The 17033-nt window shown below is 72.4% G+C and carries 16 protein-coding genes; 12 read left to right on the forward strand and 4 right to left on the reverse strand.

Annotated elements, in window-relative coordinates:
• Window positions 1-257 precede the first annotated feature (257 nt).
• The 4 genes from V7793_RS18800 (at window position 258) to glmM (ending at window position 4694) form a co-directional block, all read left to right on the forward strand.
• The gene (locus tag V7793_RS18800) at window positions 258-1886 is read left to right on the forward strand and encodes an ABC-F family ATP-binding cassette domain-containing protein (protein WP_336007990.1); all 1629 of its coding nucleotides are present in this window, start codon (window positions 258-260) and stop codon (window positions 1884-1886) included.
• A gap of 252 nt (window positions 1887-2138) precedes the next feature.
• Entirely contained in the window at window positions 2139-2585 is a 447-nt protein-coding gene (gene rplM, locus V7793_RS18805; protein ID WP_030368385.1) for a 50S ribosomal protein L13, read from the forward strand.
• A 46-nt stretch (window positions 2586-2631) separates the two neighbouring features.
• The gene (rpsI, locus tag V7793_RS18810; protein ID WP_058046811.1) at window positions 2632-3141 is read left to right on the forward strand and encodes a 30S ribosomal protein S9; all 510 of its coding nucleotides are present in this window, start codon (window positions 2632-2634) and stop codon (window positions 3139-3141) included.
• A 194-nt stretch (window positions 3142-3335) separates the two neighbouring features.
• Window positions 3336-4694 (forward strand): phosphoglucosamine mutase, encoded by a 1359-nt coding sequence (glmM, locus tag V7793_RS18815; protein ID WP_336007993.1) that lies wholly within the window; start codon window positions 3336-3338, stop codon window positions 4692-4694.
• Window positions 4695-4779: 85 nt separating this feature from the next.
• Here the strand turns inward: glmM and coaA are convergent, their stop codons facing one another.
• Window positions 4780-5772, reverse strand: coding sequence for a type I pantothenate kinase (gene coaA, locus V7793_RS18820; RefSeq protein WP_336007996.1), 993 nt, complete (start codon window positions 5770-5772; stop codon window positions 4780-4782).
• Window positions 5773-5999: 227 nt separating this feature from the next.
• Between coaA and V7793_RS18825 the strand changes: the two genes are divergently transcribed.
• The 6 genes from V7793_RS18825 to V7793_RS18850 all read left to right on the forward strand — a co-directional run bounded on the left by V7793_RS18825 (window position 6000) and on the right by V7793_RS18850 (window position 10974).
• Window positions 6000-6227 (forward strand): hypothetical protein, encoded by a 228-nt coding sequence (locus tag V7793_RS18825; protein WP_336007998.1) that lies wholly within the window; start codon window positions 6000-6002, stop codon window positions 6225-6227.
• A 141-nt stretch (window positions 6228-6368) separates the two neighbouring features.
• Window positions 6369-8216: a glutamine--fructose-6-phosphate transaminase (isomerizing) gene (gene glmS, locus V7793_RS18830; RefSeq protein ID WP_336007999.1), complete on the forward strand. Its 1848-nt coding sequence runs from the start codon at window positions 6369-6371 to the stop codon at window positions 8214-8216.
• Window positions 8213-8581 carry a holo-ACP synthase gene (locus V7793_RS18835; protein WP_168093351.1) on the forward strand — a complete coding sequence of 123 codons (369 nt, stop codon included), beginning with the start codon at window positions 8213-8215 and terminating at the stop codon, window positions 8579-8581. The genes glmS and V7793_RS18835 overlap by 4 nt, the downstream gene beginning before the upstream one ends.
• Before the next feature lie 73 nt (window positions 8582-8654).
• The gene (locus V7793_RS18840) at window positions 8655-9005 is read left to right on the forward strand and encodes a hypothetical protein (protein ID WP_336008003.1); all 351 of its coding nucleotides are present in this window, start codon (window positions 8655-8657) and stop codon (window positions 9003-9005) included.
• Between the two features lie 148 nt (window positions 9006-9153).
• Entirely contained in the window at window positions 9154-10338 is a 1185-nt protein-coding gene (locus tag V7793_RS18845) for a helix-turn-helix domain-containing protein (RefSeq protein ID WP_336008005.1), read from the forward strand.
• A gap of 144 nt (window positions 10339-10482) precedes the next feature.
• Window positions 10483-10974: a hypothetical protein gene (locus V7793_RS18850; RefSeq protein WP_336008007.1), complete on the forward strand. Its 492-nt coding sequence runs from the start codon at window positions 10483-10485 to the stop codon at window positions 10972-10974.
• Here V7793_RS18850 and V7793_RS18855 read toward each other — a convergent pair.
• Window positions 10971-11402, reverse strand: coding sequence for a hypothetical protein (locus V7793_RS18855; protein WP_336008009.1), 432 nt, complete (start codon window positions 11400-11402; stop codon window positions 10971-10973). The two genes, V7793_RS18850 and V7793_RS18855, sit on opposite strands and share 4 nt — an antisense overlap.
• Window positions 11403-11569: 167 nt before the next feature.
• Window positions 11570-11812, reverse strand: a complete 243-nt coding sequence (locus tag V7793_RS18860; RefSeq protein ID WP_336008011.1) for a chaplin — start codon at window positions 11810-11812, stop codon at window positions 11570-11572.
• Window positions 11813-11959: 147 nt separating this feature from the next.
• On the opposite strand from V7793_RS18860, the gene V7793_RS18865 reads away from it, so the two are divergent.
• A complete protein-coding gene (locus V7793_RS18865) occupies window positions 11960-12946 on the forward strand; it encodes a MerR family transcriptional regulator (protein ID WP_336008014.1) in 987 nt (328 codons plus the stop codon).
• Window positions 12947-13109: 163 nt separating this feature from the next.
• Window positions 13110-16421 carry an NACHT domain-containing protein gene (locus V7793_RS18870; protein WP_336008016.1) on the forward strand — a complete coding sequence of 1104 codons (3312 nt, stop codon included), beginning with the start codon at window positions 13110-13112 and terminating at the stop codon, window positions 16419-16421.
• Here the strand turns inward: V7793_RS18870 and V7793_RS18875 are convergent.
• The coding region (locus V7793_RS18875) for an ADP-dependent NAD(P)H-hydrate dehydratase (RefSeq protein WP_336008019.1) at window positions 16402-17033 on the reverse strand (632 nt) is incomplete at its 5' end. The two genes, V7793_RS18870 and V7793_RS18875, sit on opposite strands and share 20 nt — an antisense overlap.

A 17033-nucleotide genomic window follows, 5' to 3' on the forward strand; every position in this document is an offset into this window, starting at 1 on the left:
CCCGGGATGCTGCGCCCCGGGCTGCTGCGGCTGCGGCGACAGGTCCGGCGGCGGACCGAACTGCCCGGCCGGCGGCATCGGCTGCGAGCCCGGCGGCGGTCCTGACGGCGGCCCCGAGGGCGGACCCGGCTGCTGGTTCGGCTGCTGCGGATCCCCCGGGGGCCCGTACGGCCCTGCCTGCCCAAAACTCATGGCGTGCATCGTAAACCGCGAAAACGGGTTGGTCGCCCCCTCGGCGAGCAGGGAGAATCCCGCCCATGGGACATGTGGAAGCGGCACATCTGGAGTACTACCTCCCGGACGGGAGGGTGCTCCTCGGCGATGTCTCCTTCCGCGTCGGCGAAGGCGCCGCGGTCGCCCTCGTCGGTGCCAACGGCGCCGGCAAGACCACGCTGCTGCGCCTGATCGCCGGCGAGCTGCAGCCGCACGGCGGCACGGTCTCGGTCAGCGGCGGCCTCGGCGTGATGCCGCAGTTCGTGGGCTCGGTCCGGGACGACCGTACGGTCCGTGACCTGCTGGTATCCGTCGCCCAGCCGCGCATCCGCGAGGCGGCGCGGGCGGTGGACGCCGCCGAGCTCGCGATCATGGAGCGGGACGACGAGGCCGCGCAGATGGCCTACGCGCAGGCCCTCTCCGACTGGGCCGAGGCCCGCGGCTACGAGGCCGAGACCGTGTGGGACATGTGCACCATGGCCGCGCTCGGCGTCCCGTTCGAGAAGGCGCAGTGGCGCCAGGTGCGCACGCTCTCCGGCGGCGAGCAGAAGCGGCTCGTCCTGGAGTCCCTGCTGCGCGGCACGGACGAGGTCCTGCTCCTGGACGAGCCGGACAACTATCTGGACGTCCCCGGCAAGCGCTGGCTGGAGGAGAAGCTGCGCGAGACGAAGAAGACGGTCCTCTTCGTCTCCCACGACCGCGAGCTGCTGGCCCGCTCCGCCGAGAAGATCATCAGCGTCGAGCCGGGCCCGGCGGGCAGCGACGTCTGGGTGCACGGCGGCGGCTTCGCCACGTACCACGAGGCCCGCAAGGAGCGCTTCGCCCGCTTCGAGGAGCTGCGGCGGCGCTGGGACGAGAAGCACGCCCAGCTGAAGAAGCTGGTGATCACGCTGCGGCAGGCGGCCGCCGTCAGCCACGAGATGGCCTCGCGGTACGCCGCGGCGCAGACCCGGCTGCGGAAGTTCGAGGAGGCGGGCCCGCCGCCGGAGCCGCCCCGCGAGCAGGACATCCGGATGCGGCTGCGCGGCGGCCGCACCGGCGTGCGCGCCCTGACCTGCGTGAACCTGGAGCTGACCGGTCTGATGAAGCCGTTCGGCCTGGAGGTCTTCTACGGCGAGCGGGTCGCGGTGCTGGGCTCGAACGGCTCCGGAAAGTCCCACTTCCTGCGGCTCCTGGCCGGGGACTCCGAGAATCCGGTGGCGCACACGGGCGAGTGGAAGCTGGGGGCCCGCGTCGTGCCGGGGCACTTCGCGCAGACCCACGCCCACCCGGAGCTGCTGGGGCGCACGCTCGTCGACATCCTGTGGACGGAGCACGCCAAGGACCGTGGCGGGGCGATGTCCGCCCTGCGGCGGTACGAGCTGGAGAAGCAGGGCGACCAGCTCTTCGAGAGGCTCTCGGGCGGCCAGCAGGCCCGCTTCCAGATCCTCCTCCTGGAGCTGGCGGGGACGACGGCCCTGCTCCTGGACGAGCCCACGGACAACCTGGACCTGGAGAGCGCGGAGGCTCTCCAGGAGGGGCTGGAGGCGTACGAGGGGACGGTGCTCTGCGTCACACACGACCGCTGGTTCGCCCGCTCCTTCGACCGTTTCCTCGTCTTCGGGGCGGACGGGCAGGTCCGTGAGGCCCCGGAGCCGGTGTGGGACGAGGGGCGCGTGGCGCGCAGCCGGTAGTGGGCCGTGTGGCCGCGCTCCGGCGCCGGTGAGACCATGTGTTTTGACCCCGCCGGTGGGCGCCCGGTACTCTACGAGTTCGTTATGCGTATTGGCTAGTCGTTCTCACGCGAGGGGCCCTTACGCTTGCCCACCAGAGTGGCCGCCAGCGGCATGCACCCGGGTTGCGTCCCCGGAGTGTGTCCCTCGCAGGCAGCCGCCTCCGGCGGGCCGTGTCAGGACCCACTCACTGAAGAAGCGAAGGCTACGACCGTGCGTACGTTCAGCCCCAAGCCCGGCGATGTCCAGCGCCAGTGGCACATCATCGACGCGCAGGACGTCGTCCTGGGCCGTCTGGCCTCTCAGGCCGCCAACCTCCTGCGTGGCAAGCACAAGCCCGTGTATGCGCCGCACATGGACATGGGTGACTTCGTCATCATCATCAACGCCGACAAGGTTCACCTGTCCGGCAACAAGAAGACCCAGAAGATGGCCTACCGCCACTCCGGTTTCCCGGGCGGTCTGCGTTCGGTTCGTTACGACGAGCTGCTCGACAAGAACCCGGAGAAGGCTGTCGAGAAGGCCATCAAGGGCATGGTTCCCAAGAACTCCCTGGGCCGTCAGATGCTCTCGAAGCTGAAGGTGTACTCGGGCAGCGAGCACCCGCACGCCGCCCAGCAGCCGGTCCCGTTTGAGATCACCCAGGTCAAGCAGGGCTAGTCCCGGCCACACCGCCGAACCAGACAGAAAGCATCTGAGGAGAATCGTGGCTGAGACCACCGCCGAGACCCCCCTTGAGACCGAGGGCGTCGAGGAGTACACCACCGAGACCGAGGTCGTTGAGTCGGAGTACACCTCCGAGTCCCTCGCGTCCCGCTTCGGCGACCCGCAGCCGGCCGCCGGCCTGGGCCGTCGCAAGAACGCCATTGCCCGTGTCCGGATCGTTCCGGGCTCCGGCAAGTGGAAGATCAACGGTCGCACCCTTGAGGACTACTTCCCCAACAAGGTGCACCAGCAGGAAGTCAACGAGCCCTTCAAGGTGCTCGAGCTCGACGACCGCTACGACGTCATCGCCCGCATCTCGGGTGGCGGCGTTTCCGGCCAGGCCGGCGCCCTGCGCCTCGGCGTGGCCCGCGCGCTGAACGAGGCGGACGTGGACAACAACCGCGGCCCGCTGAAGAAGGCCGGCTTCCTGAGCCGCGACGACCGTGCGGTCGAGCGCAAGAAGGCCGGTCTCAAGAAGGCCCGCAAGGCCCCGCAGTACAGCAAGCGCTAATCACGCGGCTTCGCTGCTCTGCTCGAACGCCCCGGCGGCACACTCCGTGCCGGCCGGGGCGTTTCGGCTATCGGTCACCCGGGACGTATCGGCGTATACCTGAAGTCAACGTTCCGGTTCTGGACCCGACACTTTTGTTTGCGGGGCCCGTTCACAGGCAGGCCCCGTATCCGCGCGTTTTTCGGAGGACACCAGTGGGACGACTCTTCGGTACGGACGGTGTGCGCGGCGTCGCCAACGCCGATCTGACGGCCGAGCTCGCACTCGGCCTGTCGGTCGCCGCGGCGCACGTGCTCGCCGAGGCGGGGACGTTCGAGGGCCACCGCCCGGTGGCCGTCGTGGGCCGTGACCCGCGCGCGTCCGGGGAGTTCCTGGAGGCCGCCGTCGTGGCCGGCCTGGCCAGCGCCGGCGTGGACGTGCTGCGGGTGGGCGTGCTGCCCACGCCCGCCGTCGCCTATCTGACGGGCGCCCTCGGCGCCGACCTCGGCGTGATGCTCTCCGCGAGCCACAACGCCATGCCCGACAACGGCATCAAGTTCTTCGCACGCGGCGGCCACAAGCTCGCCGACGAGCTCGAGGACCGCATCGAGCAGACCTACCGGGCGCACGCCTCCGGCGAGCCCTGGGACCGTCCCACCGGTGCCGGCGTCGGCCGCGTCCGCGAGTACGACCAGGGCTTCGACAACTACGTCGCCCACCTGATCGGCGTCCTCCCGAACCGCATGGACGGCCTGAAGGTCGTCATCGACGGCGCCCACGGCGCCGCGGCCCGCGTCTCCCCGGAGGCGTTCGCCCGCGCCGGTGCCGAGGTCATCACGATCGGCACCGAGCCCGACGGCCTCAACATCAACCACGAGTGCGGCTCCACCCACCTGGACAAGCTGCGTGCCGCCGTCGTCGAGCACGGCGCCGATCTGGGCGTGGCGCACGACGGCGACGCCGACCGCTGCCTGGCCGTGGACCACAAGGGCAACGAGGTCGACGGCGACCAGATCCTCGCCGTCCTGGCCCTCGCGATGCGCGAGGCGGGCTCGCTGCGCAAGAACACCGTCGTGGCGACCGTCATGTCCAACCTGGGCTTCAAGCTGGCCATGGAGCGCGAGGGCGTCGAGCTGGTCCAGACGGCCGTCGGCGACCGCTACGTCCTGGAGGAGATGAAGGCCCACGGCTTCGCCCTCGGCGGCGAGCAGTCCGGGCACGTCATCGTCCTCGACCACGCCACGACCGGCGACGGCACCCTGACCGGCCTGATGCTGGCCGCCCGCGTCGCCGCCACGGGCCGCTCCCTCGCGGACCTGGCCGCCGTCATGGAGCGTCTGCCGCAGATCCTCATCAACGTCCGCGACGTCGACAAGACCCGGGTGAACTCCTCCGAGGAGCTCGCCGCGGCCGTCGCCGACGCCGAGGCGCAGCTGGGCTCCACCGGCCGCGTGCTGCTGCGCTCGTCCGGCACCGAGCCGCTCGTGCGCGTGATGGTGGAGGCCGCCGACATCGAGCAGGCCCGCGCCGTGGCCCAGCGCCTCGCGGACGCGGTGAAGTCCGCCCTGGGCTAGGCCGCCCGAGGTCCTGACACGCCTGCCCGCCCGGAAGCGATTCCGGGCGGGCAGGCGTGACTGTTTCTCAGGGTTGCGCGGCTTCTCAGAGCTTGCGCAGCGACAGCCGCTGCACCTTGTGGTCCGGCCCCTTGCGCAGGATCAGGTTCGACCGGCCGCGGGTGGGGGCCACGTTCTCCAGCAGGTTGGGCTTGTTGATGGTGCGCCAGTTGCGGCGCGCGTAGTCCAGGGCCTCCTCCTCGGAGACCTGGGTGTAGCGCCGGAAGTAGGAGTCGGGGTCGGTGAAGGCCGTCGCGCGCAGCTTCTTGAAGCGCTCGTAGTACCAGCGCTCGATGTCCTCCGCGCGCGCGTCCACGTAGAGGCTGAAGTCGAAGAAGTCGGCGAGTCCGACGCGGGTGCGGCCGTCCTTGCCGGGCAGGGCCGGCTGGAGGACGTTCAGGCCCTCGATGATCAGGATGTCGGGGCGGTGCACGGTCAGCTTCTCGCCGGGCACGATGTCGTAGATCAGGTGGGAGTAGACGGGGGCCGATACCTCGTCCTTGCCCGCCTTCACATCGGCGACGAAGCGGGTCAGGGCGCGCCGGTCGTAGGACTCGGGGAAACCTTTCCGCGACATCAGGCCGCGGCTCTGCAGCTCGGCGTTGGGCAGCAGGAAGCCGTCCGTGGTGACCAGCTCCACCCGCGGGTGCTCGGGCCAGCGGGCCAGCAGCGCCTGCAGGAGGCGCGCGGTGGTCGACTTGCCGACCGCCACGCTGCCCGCGACGCCTATGACGAAGGGCGTGCCGGGCTGGGAGCCGTGCCCGTCGCCCACGTCGCCCAGGAAGGTGTTCAGCGTGCCCCGCAGCCGGCTGGTGGCCTCGACGTACAGGTGCAGCAGCCGGGACAGGGGCAGGTAGACCTCCCGCACCTCGTCCAGGTCGATGACGTCCCCGAGGCCGCGCAGCCGCTCGACCTCGTCGGCTGTCAGCGGCAGCGGGGTGTTCTCCCGCAGGGCGCTCCACTCGGCGCGGGTCAGGTCCACGTACGGGGACGAGTCCGCGCGGCGGCGCTGCGGCGGCTGGTCTGTGGTGGTCGGCACGGGCCCATTGTGCGCGGGTCGCGCCCGGTGCTCACTTCCGGGTGGCGGGAACGGGTGTTCTCGTGGGATTTGGGTGACTCGTACGGCGGGTAACGGGGCGCAACGGTGGGTGAACTTTCACCGGCCTCTGTACCTACTGACCGGTCAGCCACTACGTTCCGCTCGCGGGCCGCACGCGCACGCCCCCCACCACGCGGCCGCATCACGTAGGGATGCCCGTGTTGTCTGTGTTCGCTCTCAGAAGCCTGCGCCGGAGATCCGCCGAGGCCGGCCGGGAGGACTTCGCCGCCCGCGTCTGCGCCGAGCTGGCGGACGACCTGCCCGACGAGGACCTCACCCAGGACCTCGACGACTGCCTCGACCGCTACGAGCTCGGCAGCAAGCCGCGCTGCGAGGAGGTCGAGTACCTGGAGATGGTGCAGGACGCCATCGACCGGATCGAACGGGGCTGCTGACCCTCCGCCGAACGCCCCGCCGAACGCCCCCCGGGACGCCTGCCGGATGTCCCGCCCGGCGCCCCGCTGATCCGGTGCCCGGCCCGGCGGTTGTGCCGTTGCCGCCACGAGCGGGGCCGCCCGCGCCGTACCCTGCTCCGCATGTGCGGAATCGTTGGCTATGTGGGAGGGCAGTCCGCCCTCGATGTCGTATTGGCGGGGCTGCGGCGGCTGGAGTACCGCGGCTATGACTCGGCCGGGGTCGCGGTGCTGGCCGACGGCGGTCTCGCCGCCGCGAAGAAGGCGGGCAAGCTCGCCAACCTGGAGAAGGAGCTGTCCGACCGGCCGCTGCCGTCCGGCCCGACCGGCATCGGCCACACGCGCTGGGCCACGCACGGCGCGCCCAACGACGCCAACGCCCACCCCCACCTGGACAACCCGGGCCGCGTCGCCGTCGTCCACAACGGCATCATCGAGAACTTCGCCGAGCTGCGGGCCGAGCTGACCGAGCGCGGCCACGGCCTCGCGTCGGACACCGACACCGAGGTCGTCGCGCACCTGCTGTCCGAGTCCTTCTCCTCCTGCGGCGACCTGGCCGAGTCGATGCGCCAGGTCTGCCGCCGGCTGGAGGGCGCGTTCACGCTGGTCGCGGTGCACGCGGACGAGCCGGACGTGGTGGTCGGCGCGCGCCGCAACTCCCCGCTCGTGGTCGGCCTCGGCGACGGCGAGTCCTTCCTCGCCTCCGACGTCGCCGCCTTCATCGCCCACACCCGCGAGGCCGTCGAGCTGGGCCAGGACCAGGTCGTGGAGCTGCGCCGCGACGGCGTGACCGTCACCGGCTTCGACGGGGCGCCCGCGGACGTGCGTCCGTACCACGTCGACTGGGACGCCTCGGCCGCCGAGAAGGGCGGCTACGACTACTTCATGCTCAAGGAGATCGCCGAGCAGCCGAAGGCCGTCGCGGACACCCTGCTGGGCCGCATCGACGCCGCGGGGGCGCTGTCGCTGGACGAGGTGCGGATCCCGGCGTCCGTGCTGCGCGAGGCCGACAAGATCGTCATCGTGGCGTGCGGCACGGCGTACCACGCGGGGATGATCGCCAAGTACGCGATCGAGCACTGGACCCGCATCCCCTGCGAGACGGAGCTGGCCAGCGAGTTCCGCTACCGGGACCCGATCCTGGACCAGCGGACGCTGGTGATCGCCATCAGCCAGTCCGGCGAGACCATGGACACCCTGATGGCCCTGCGGCACGCGCGGGAGCAGGGCGCGAAGGTCCTCGCCATCTGCAACACCAACGGCTCGACGATCCCGCGGGAGTCGGACGCGGTCCTGTACACGCACGCGGGCCCGGAGGTGGCCGTCGCCTCGACGAAGGCGTTCCTGACCCAGCTGGTGGCCTGCTACCTGGTCGCGCTGTACCTGGGCCAGGTGCGCGGCACCAAGTGGGGCGACGAGGTCGTCTCCGTGATCCGCGAGCTGTCGCAGATCTCGGGGCAGGTGGAGGAGGTCCTGGAGACCATGGAGCCGGTCCGCGAGCTGGCCCGCTCCCTGGCCGACAAGAACACGGTGCTGTTCCTGGGCCGCCACGTGGGCTACCCCGTGGCCCTGGAGGGCGCGCTGAAGCTCAAGGAGCTCGCGTACATGCACGCGGAGGGCTTCGCGGCGGGCGAGCTCAAGCACGGGCCGATCGCGCTGATCGAACGCGACCTGCCGGTCGTGGTCGTCGTGCCGTCGCCGCGCGGCCGGTCCGTCCTCCACGACAAGATCGTGTCGAACATCCAGGAGATCCGGGCGCGGGGCGCACGGACGATCGTGATCGCCGAGCGGGGCGACGAGGCGGTGCGGCCGTACGCCGACCACCTCATCGAGATCCCGCAGACCCCGGTGCTGCTGCAGCCGCTGGTCGCCACGGTGCCCCTCCAGGTCTTCGCCTGCGAGCTCGCCACGGCCCGCGGCAACGAGGTCGACCAGCCGCGCAACCTGGCCAAGTCGGTGACCGTCGAATGATCGTCGGAGTCGGCATCGACGTCGCCGCGATCGACCGCTTCGAAGCCGCTCTGCGGCGTACGCCCGGGCTGGCGGCGCGGCTCTTCGCGGACGGCGAGCTGCACCTGCCGAGCGGCGAGCGGCGCGGCATCGCCTCCCTCGCGGTCCGCTTCGCCGCGAAGGAGGCCGTGGCCAAGGCCCTGGGCGCCCCCGGGAACCTGCTGTGGACGGACGCCGAGGTCACGACGGAGAGCAGCGGCCAGCCACGGCTGGTGGTCCGCGGCACGGTCGCGGCACGGGCGGAGGAGCTCGGGGTGACGTCGTGGCACGTGTCGCTGAGCCATGACGCGGGGGTCGCTTCCGCTGTGGTGATCGCGGAGAAGTGAGGCGGGGCCTGCCCCCTGGCCCGCCGCCCCGGCCGGTGGGAGGGGGCGCCGGCCCCGCCGTAGGCTCCGAGCCATGCACACGACCCTGACCGAGTACGCGCGGTGCGTCTACGGCGACGAGTACCGTCCCACGCCCCCGTGCGACGACGGCGAGCACATCGAGCGCTACTTCGTCGAGCGGCTGACCTTCGCCGGCGCGGACGAGGTGCTCGCGATGCTGCGCGAGCTGAGCCCGTACCTGGTCGACGGCTACCTTCCGGTCTGGATCCGCAACCTCGCCTACCGGCTCGTCCTCCTCCAGCGCCCCGACGAGCCGGACCTGATGCGCGAGGCCGCGGACAGTCTTTACCTGCACGGTCCCGACTGGGACGACATCGCCGCGGGGCTCCGGCGGAGGGCGGACGCGCTGGAGAGCGCGGGGTGACGCCGGGCGCGTCCGCGCCGGGCCGGACGGTCCGGTGGCGGCGCGCCTTGCCACGCACGAACGGCCCCCGGGGCGGGGGCCGTTCGCGGCCCGGCCTGTCATAGGGCAGGAGTACGGTTTCCGTGTCACGTCAGAAACGGAGCTCCGTATGCCCCCGCACAATGACGAGCACACCGGCGCGCGCATCGCCCGCGCGCGCAAGGTCCGGCGCCTGACCCAGCGCGGGTTGTCGGACCTGGCCCATGTCTCCTACAGCACCCTGACCAAGGTCGAGCAGGGCGTCCTGCCCGCGAGCCCTTCGGTCATCGGGGCGCTGGCCCGTGCGCTGTCCCTGCCCGTCACCGAACTGACCGGCCAGCCCTACCTCGACGAGCTGCGGGCGGACCAGCTGGACGGGCTGATCCAGCCGATCCGGGAGGCGCTGGACGTCTACGACCTCGGGCCCGACCCGGACGTCACTCCCCGCCCCTTGGCGGAGCTGGAGGCGCACGCCGACGCGCTGTGCGCCATGGTCCGCGCGACGAACATCAAGCAGGTCGCCGCCGCCCTGCCCGGGCTGATCCACGAGGCCACCACGGCGGCGCACGCCTCTCCCGGCGACCGCAGCTGGCGCGTCCTGGCCAGTGCGTACCGGACGGCGTACGACGTGACCACGAAGCTCGGCTTCCTCGACCTGTGCACGGTCGCCCTGGACCGTCTGGAGTGGGCCGCGCAGCGCGCCTCGGACCCGGTTCTCGGCGGGATGCGCCAGTACCTGCGGGCCCTGGCCTACCTCCGCGCCAGCGACTACCGCACGGGCAAGCGGCTCGTGCGGCTCGCCATGTCCACCTTGGCGCAGGCCGAGGCGGGGCGGGTGCGCGACGTCGTCACGGGCCAACTGCACCTGGGCGCCGCCGTGCTCGCGGGCCGGGACAAGGACGGGGACGCCGCCACGGGCCACCTGGACGAGGCGCGGCGGATCGCGGAGCGCACCGGGGAGGCCGGGAAGGTGCACTGGCTGTCCTTCGGGCCGACCAACGTCGGGGCGCACCACGTGAGCGTTCTCGCCGAACTGGACCGGTATCCGGAGGCCGTGCGCGCAGCCGAGGAGACGGCGATCCCGGACGCCTGGCCGCCGTCCCGCCGGGCGCACCACTACACCGAGGTCGCCCGGGCCGAGCTGTGGACCGGCCGCACGGACGCGGCCTTCAGGAACCTGCAGCTGGCCCGGAAGGTGGCGCCGCAGCAGACGCGCTACCACCCGACGGTCCGCGAGACGTTCGCAGGGCTGGAGTCGGCGAAGCGGCGGATGCCCGAGACGTTCAGCAACTACGGGGCCTGGCTGGGCAGGTGACGCACGGCGAGGTGATGGCCGGAGCTGTCAGCAACTGCTGGTAGTTCCGGCCCTGTTGCGTCGCCACTCTGTGGTGGTCGGAAGGACCCCCGCGGCCGGGCGAACGGCCCGGGGGCATGGCCCACGCCACAGAGGAGCGTCGACATGCGCAACACTATCCGCCGCCTCACCGCCTGGCTGAGGATCGGTCGCGAACCGGCCACCCAGGCGGCGCCGGCCGCCCCCGGCGCGTCGGCACCGGCGGCACCGGCCGCCCCGGCGGCCCCTGTCGTCCCGGCTGCCCCGGCGGCCGCCGCGCAGGAGAAGCCGGCCGCGTGCGGCATCTACGTATGGGCGACGGCGCACGGCATCGACCTCAGGCCGAGGCATTCCCTGCTCGCCTGCGCGTGTTCGACCCGCGCGGAGCGTGCGACGCCCGCCGTCGGGGCGTTCGTCGTGGATGCGCGGGGCGGAAGACTGGCCCAGGTCGTCGCCGCGGAGGGCGCCCGCCTGCGCCTGCGGCCGCCCGCCGGAGGCGAAGCCTGGGAGGCGGAACCGGCTCTGCTGCGCCCCGCCACGGAGGCCGAGCAGCTCAGCGCGAAGGTCGCGGAGGCGAACCGGGCGAGCCGGTGGGGGTACGGCGCGGGCTGTGACTAGTGGGCCCGGGCGGCGAATGCCGCCCGCATCGGCTTGCTGTTGACGATCAGGACGACGCCGGCCAGCAGGACGCCGCATACGGCCTGCTCCACCTTCAGCCATGCCGGAAACGCGCCCGGCAGCGCGACGATGACGGCGATCGCCACCATCATGCCGCCCGAGGAGAAGCGCAGCCGGGCGTACGAGGGGCTGTGGCCGCGGGCCGTCCTGGCGGCGAACCAGGCCATGAGGAGCGACGCGGCGACGACGATGCTCGCCCGCGCCCAGACGGCGTCGGTCACGAGGTCGTGGTGGTCGCGCAGGAGGACGACGGCGATCAGGGTGCACAGGCTGAGGCCCGCGAAGCTGCTGATGAGCAGCTTGGTGCTGCGTAATGACCGTTGGATGCGGGGGTGGTTGAGGCCTTCGACGGGACCGGGCGTTGCCATGGTGATCCTTTCGCTTCTCTGAGGAGTTGCTAAAAGGATCCGTTCCGCTTGTGGTCCGATCATCGTTCACTCGGACGAGACGTGGCGCGCGCGGCGTCGGGGGCCTGCCCGGGGTCGTCCCGTAGGGGGCCGCCGGGCCGCGCGGGTGCGGGCGCGGCCCGGAGGGGCTAGTCGCTGATGCAGACGTTGCCGGAGGTGGGGTTGAGCAGGCCGACGACGTTGAGGCTGAGGGAACACAGGGTGATGGGCACGTAGACCGGGATCTGGATCACGTTGCCCGAGATCACGCCGGGGGACTTGTGCGCGACGCCGACCGGGACGCTGTCGGCGGTGGCCGCGCCGGCGCCCGCGGCGGCGAGGAGCGTGGCGGTGGCGGCCGCGGTGGCGGCGGCCTTGGTGGTGGGTGTCATGGGAACTCCCGGGGATGGGGGGTTGATGCGCGGCCAAGTCTCGCGCACACTTCTCCCTTTTTGTCTCATTTGCCGCTTGTGCCGTATTCGGTCGCCGGTAAATCCGTTGTTGACTCTCCAGCGACCGGAGACTCCAAGGTGAGGGACATGGACGACGACACCGCGTACTCCCCGGAACCTCCGGAATCCTCGGACTCCCCGTACTCCCTGCACTCCATCGGGGAACTGGCCCGGCTGACCGGGCTGACGGTCAGGACCATCCGGTTCTGGTCCGACACGGGCGTGGTGCCGCCGACCGACCGCACACCCGCGGGCTACCGCCTCTACGGCCCCGACGCGCTCGCGCGCCTCGGCCTCGTGCGGACGCTGCGCGACCTCGGCGTGGGGCTCCCCGTCATCCGGCAGGTGCTGGAGCGGGAGATCACCGTCTCCGAGGTCGCGGCCGTTCACGCCGAGGCCCTGGACGTGCAGATCCGCACCTTGCGGTTGCGTCAGGCCGTGCTGCGGGCGGTGGCCGGGCGCGGGTCGACGCCCGAGGAGATGGAACTCATGCACAAGCTCGCAACCCTTTCCGAGCAGGAACGGCGCCGCCTGATCGATGAATTCATCGACAGCGCCTTCGAGGGCCTGGACGTCGCCCCGGACTTCCTCGCCTCGATGCGCGACGGCATGCCCCGGCTGCCGGAGGACCCCTCGCAGGAGCAGCTCGACGCCTGGGTGGAGCTCGCGGAGCTCGTCCAGGACGAGGAGTTCCGGGCCGGGATCCGCCGGGCGGCCGAGGACCAGACGCGCGCCTGGCGGGAGTCCGGCCGGCCCGACGGGGAGCGGACGAAGTACGCGGCGCAGGTGATCAAGGAGCGTACGGCCGAGGCGCGGCAGGCCGGGATCGCCCCGGACAGCCCCGCGGCCCGGCCGTACGTCGACCAGCTCGCCGCCGCCCTCGCGGAGGTGTCGCGCCGCGAGGACGGGCCGGACTTCCGGGCCTGGCTGCTGGAGCGGCTGGAGACCGGCAACGACCCGCGCTACGGCAAGTACTGGCGGCTCGTCGCCGTGATCAACGGCTGGGCGCTGCCGGACATGGAGCCGGCCACAGAGTGGTTCACGGCCGCGCTGCGGGCCGGAGTGCGGGGGTAGGGCGGACGTATCCGCGAGGCCCGGCCCGGTGTGCCGAGGGCGGCGCACCGGGCCGGGTGCGGCGGGGCCGGGGAGCGGGGCCGGGCTTCCGGTGGAACCGCCTGTCACCACCTTCCTCCTGACGTATCGTCGGTGAGCGGAAACGCGCTCGGAGGGGACAGTGGTGCACCCGGCGAAGGAACGTATCGCAGCGGTATTCGGACGGAGTCAGGGCAGCGGATACCTCCTCGCCCCGAATCTGGTGCTGACGGCCGCACACGTGGTCGGCGACTGCGCGAACCCGCGGGCGATCGTCCCCGGCGGCGTCGGGCAGGTCCGCTGCAGAGTGGTCTGGGCGCGCGACGACAACCGCCGCTGCGACGTCGCCCTGCTCGTCGGCGAGCGGGACCTCGTCACCGAGGACGTCGCCGAAGCCTTCGAGCCCCTCGTCTGGGGCCGTGCCTACGACCTGAGGGTCTGGCCCGGCGCCCAGGCCATCGGCTACCCGCACGTCCAGCGCGACGAAGCCGGCGAGCTCGACACCGAGCAGGTCGCCGGCTCCCTCAAGCCGGGCAGCAACCTGCTCAGCGGCCGGCACGTGCTCGACAGCGAATACGGGTCCCCGCAGCAGCCCGCCGACGGCGGCTCGCCGTGGGCCGGCATGTCCGGCGCCGCCGTCTTCGTGGACGGCCTGCTCGCCGGGGTGGTCTGCGCCGACCCGAACGGCTGGCGGCACGGGCGGCTCACGGTCACCCCGTCCGCCACGCTCTGGCAGGACTTCGCGTTCCTCAGCGAGTGCCTGCTCGTGGGCCACAAGCCCGAATCCCGCTCCCTCGCCTCGCCGCGGCAGCTGGAGATCGAGGCCTTCGAACGGCGCCTGCGCGACTACATCGTCGAGAAGTCCGGCGAACTGACCATCATCGGCCTGACCCTCTCCGACGGCGAGGGCGAGACCTGGCCCCTGGACGCCGCCTACCTCAGCCTGGAGCTGACCGGCGGCGCGGCGCGCGGCCCGGGCGGCGCCGAGGCCAGAGCGATGGGGGAGTGGCTCCCGGAGAACTCCACGCCCTCCCCCAAGCGCGCCGAGGAAGCCCTCGCCGGCCGCCGCCGCGTACTCCTGCGCGGCGCCGCCGGCTCCGGCAAGACGACGCTGCTGCAGTGGCTCGCCACCATCACCGCCCGCGGTGACCTGCCGCCCGGCCTCGGCCACCTCAGCGGCTGCCTGCCGCTCACCCTCCCCCTCCGTACGCTCATCCGCCGCGGCGAACTCCCGCAGCCCGAGGAGTTCCTGGCCGCGGCCGCCGGCCCGCTCGCCGGACTGCCCGCCGCCCAGGGCTGGGTCACCCGCAGACTCACCGAAGGCACCGCGCTGCTGCTGATCGACGGCGTGGACGAGGTCCCCGAGGCCGACCGCCGCCGCACCCTGACCTGGGTCAAGGACCTCCTCGCCGCCTACCCCGACGCCCGCTACGTCATCACCACCCGCCCCTCCGCCGTCCGCGAGGGCTGGCTCGCCGACGCCGGCTTCACCGAGCTCGAACTCCTCCCCATGAGCCGCGGCGACGTCATCTCGTTCATCGGCCGCTGGCACGACGCGGCGGGCGCGCGCCACCGCGAGCCCCTGCGCGCCTTCCGCGACTCCCTCACCACGGCCGTCGTCACCAAGCGCGACCTCGGCATGCTCGCCACCAACCCCCTGATGTGCGCCCTGATCTGCGCCCTCAACCGCTCCCGCAAGGGGTATCTCCCGCACGGCCGCATGGAGCTCTACCGCGCCGCCCTGGAATTGCTGCTCGTCCGGCGCGACCGCGAGCGGGGCGTGGTCGTCGGCGAGGACGGACCCGAGCTGGAGCACGCGCAGCAGGTGGCCCTGCTGCAGAAGATCGCCTACTGGCTGATCCGCAACGGCCGTACGGTCATCGAGTGGCACAAGGCCGTCGAGATCCTCGACCGGGCGCTGCCCGCCATGCCGTCCGTCGCCGCCCGCGGCAGCGCCGAGGACATACTGCGCCACCTCGTCCTGCGCAGCGGCCTGCTGCGCCGCCCGACGAACGAGACCCTCGACTTCATCCACCGCACCTTCCAGGACTACCTCGGCGCCCAGGCCGCCGTGGACGACTGGGACTTCGACGTCCTGGTCCACCACGCCCACGACGACCAGTGGGAGGACGTGCTGCGGATGGCCGTCGGCCACGCCCCGCCGCGCGCCCGCGCGGAGCTGTTGCGGCTGCTGCTGGAACGGGGCGACAAGGAGCCGGCCCATCGCGCCCGGCTCCACCTCCTCGCCGCGGCGTGCCTCGAACACGCGACGGAGGTCGACTGGGAGGTCCGCGCCCGCGTGGAGAAGGCGGCGGCCGAGCTGGTGCCGCCGCGCGACCTGGAGGCGGCGAAGTCGCTCGCCGCGGCGGGGCGGGTGGTCCTGGACCTGCTCCCCGGGCCGGAGGGGCTTACGGACGACGTCGCGCATGCGGTGGTTGTTGCGGCGACGACGGTGGCGGACGACAAGGCGTTGCCCTTGCTGTCCCGCTACGTGGACCACCCCTCGCTGGAGGTGCGGGCGCAGCTCGCATGGGCCTGGGACCGGTTCGAGACGGAGGCGTACGCGGAGGCGGTGATCGGGCGGCTGGCGTACGAGGACGGGCTCGACTTCGTGGTGAAGTCACGGGAGCACGTGGCTGCGTTGAAGCGGCTCGGGGGGCGGCCGCAGGTACAGATCCGAGGGCTGGAGACCGCCGAGGACCTGATGGATCTCGCCACGCCGGCCCTCGCCGACGTGACCTTCCGGGGCCAGGGCGGCCATGTCGACCTGGGTGTGCTGCGCGGCTGCCCTCCGCTGCGGGCCCTGCGCGCCGTCGAGACCCCGCCGGTGCTCCGGTTGAACGCACTGGACGTCAGCGCGTTGCAGACCCTGCACCTGTGGTTGGAGGGCTGGCCGGAGGATCTCGGAGCGCTGCCCTCCATGACGGAGTTGCGAGACCTGACGTTGGACTGGGAGGACCTGGGGCTCCGGGTGCCGTCCCGCGACGTACGGCTGCCCCGTGCGCTCCGCTACCTGCACCTCGGCCCCGGTGCGTCGTCCGCCGCAGAGCTGCCCGACCTGGCAGGGCATCCCACACTCCAGCAGTTGGTGATTCACGGGGGCCGCGCCCGGACGCGACTGCCGTTGGCGTCGCTTCCCGAGCTGCGGTTCCTCCGGGTCTACGGGGAGGACCTGCGGTATCTCGTGGACCTGGAGCCTTTGCCGCAAGTGGAGGAGCTCCACGTGAAGGAGAGCTCCGGCCTGTCCGGGCTGGCCCACGTGGCGCGCGTCTATCCGGCAGTCAAGAAGATCAACATCATCGACCCTGTGCGGGACGGGAGCGACGAGCCGATCGACCTGGGGGTGCTCGGGAGCCTGGGTCCGTTGAATGTGCGCGTCAGGCACTCGGGGGCGGTCATCAACCGCGACGCCCTCGCCGCCGGCTCCGAACTGACCCTCATCGCCGATCGGAAGTGAGCACCCCCCGCCACGCCCCCCGCAACTCCTCCGCCACCCCCATCGCCGTCAGCGGCGCAGCCCCCCGTTCCCGGGCCGCCAGCCCGTGCAGGTACGCCCCGGCGGCGGCGGCGTCCCAGCCCGGCAGCCCCGCCGCCAGCAGGGACCCCGTGAGTCCCGACAGGACGTCGCCGCTCCCTGCCGTGGCCAGCCACGGCGTCCCCGTCGGGTTGACGCGGACCGTGCGGCGGCCGTGGCCGGGGCCGCCCGTGGAGGCGATCAGGGTCGTGGAGCCCTTGAGGAGGGCGGTGGCGCCGTAGCGTTCGGAGAGGGCGCGGACGGCGGCCAGGCGGCCGGATTCGACCCGGTCGCGCGAGACACCCAGCAGGGCCGCGGCCTCCCCGGCGTGCGGGGTCAGGACGGTCTCCGCCGCCCGGCCCCGTACGGTGTCGGCCGGCATCAGCCGCAGCCCGTCCGCGTCCACGAGCACGGGTACGTCCGAGGCGAGGACGTCTTCCAGGGCCTGCCGGGCCTCGGGGCCGTCGCCGAGGCCGGGGCCGACGACCCAGGCCTGGACGCGGCCCGCCTTGGACGGGGGGCCGGCGGAGACGAGGGTCTCGGGGAAGCGGGCGA

The sequence above is a fragment of the Streptomyces sp. KLMMK genome (assembly GCF_036961605.1).
GTDB classification, from domain to species: Bacteria; Actinomycetota; Actinomycetes; order Streptomycetales; family Streptomycetaceae; genus Streptomyces; species Streptomyces telluris.

Bases quoted from the DNA above. Each gene is read 5' to 3' on its own strand.
- V7793_RS18850 (WP_336008007.1), top strand. From the start codon at position 10,483: ATGCGCAACACTATCCGCCGCCTCACCGCCTGGCTGAGGATCGGTCGC.
- V7793_RS18845 (WP_336008005.1), top strand. From the start codon at position 9,154: ATGCCCCCGCACAATGACGAGCACACCGGCGCGCGCATCGCCCGCGCG.
- V7793_RS18800 (WP_336007990.1), top strand. From the start codon at position 258: ATGGGACATGTGGAAGCGGCACATCTGGAGTACTACCTCCCGGACGGG.
- V7793_RS18840 (WP_336008003.1), top strand. From the start codon at position 8,655: ATGCACACGACCCTGACCGAGTACGCGCGGTGCGTCTACGGCGACGAG.
- V7793_RS18860 (WP_336008011.1), bottom strand. From the start codon at position 11,812: ATGACACCCACCACCAAGGCCGCCGCCACCGCGGCCGCCACCGCCACG.
- V7793_RS18855 (WP_336008009.1), bottom strand. From the start codon at position 11,402: ATGGCAACGCCCGGTCCCGTCGAAGGCCTCAACCACCCCCGCATCCAA.
- V7793_RS18835 (WP_168093351.1), top strand. From the start codon at position 8,213: ATGATCGTCGGAGTCGGCATCGACGTCGCCGCGATCGACCGCTTCGAA.
- glmS (WP_336007999.1), top strand. From the start codon at position 6,369: ATGTGCGGAATCGTTGGCTATGTGGGAGGGCAGTCCGCCCTCGATGTC.
- V7793_RS18865 (WP_336008014.1), top strand. From the start codon at position 11,960: ATGGACGACGACACCGCGTACTCCCCGGAACCTCCGGAATCCTCGGAC.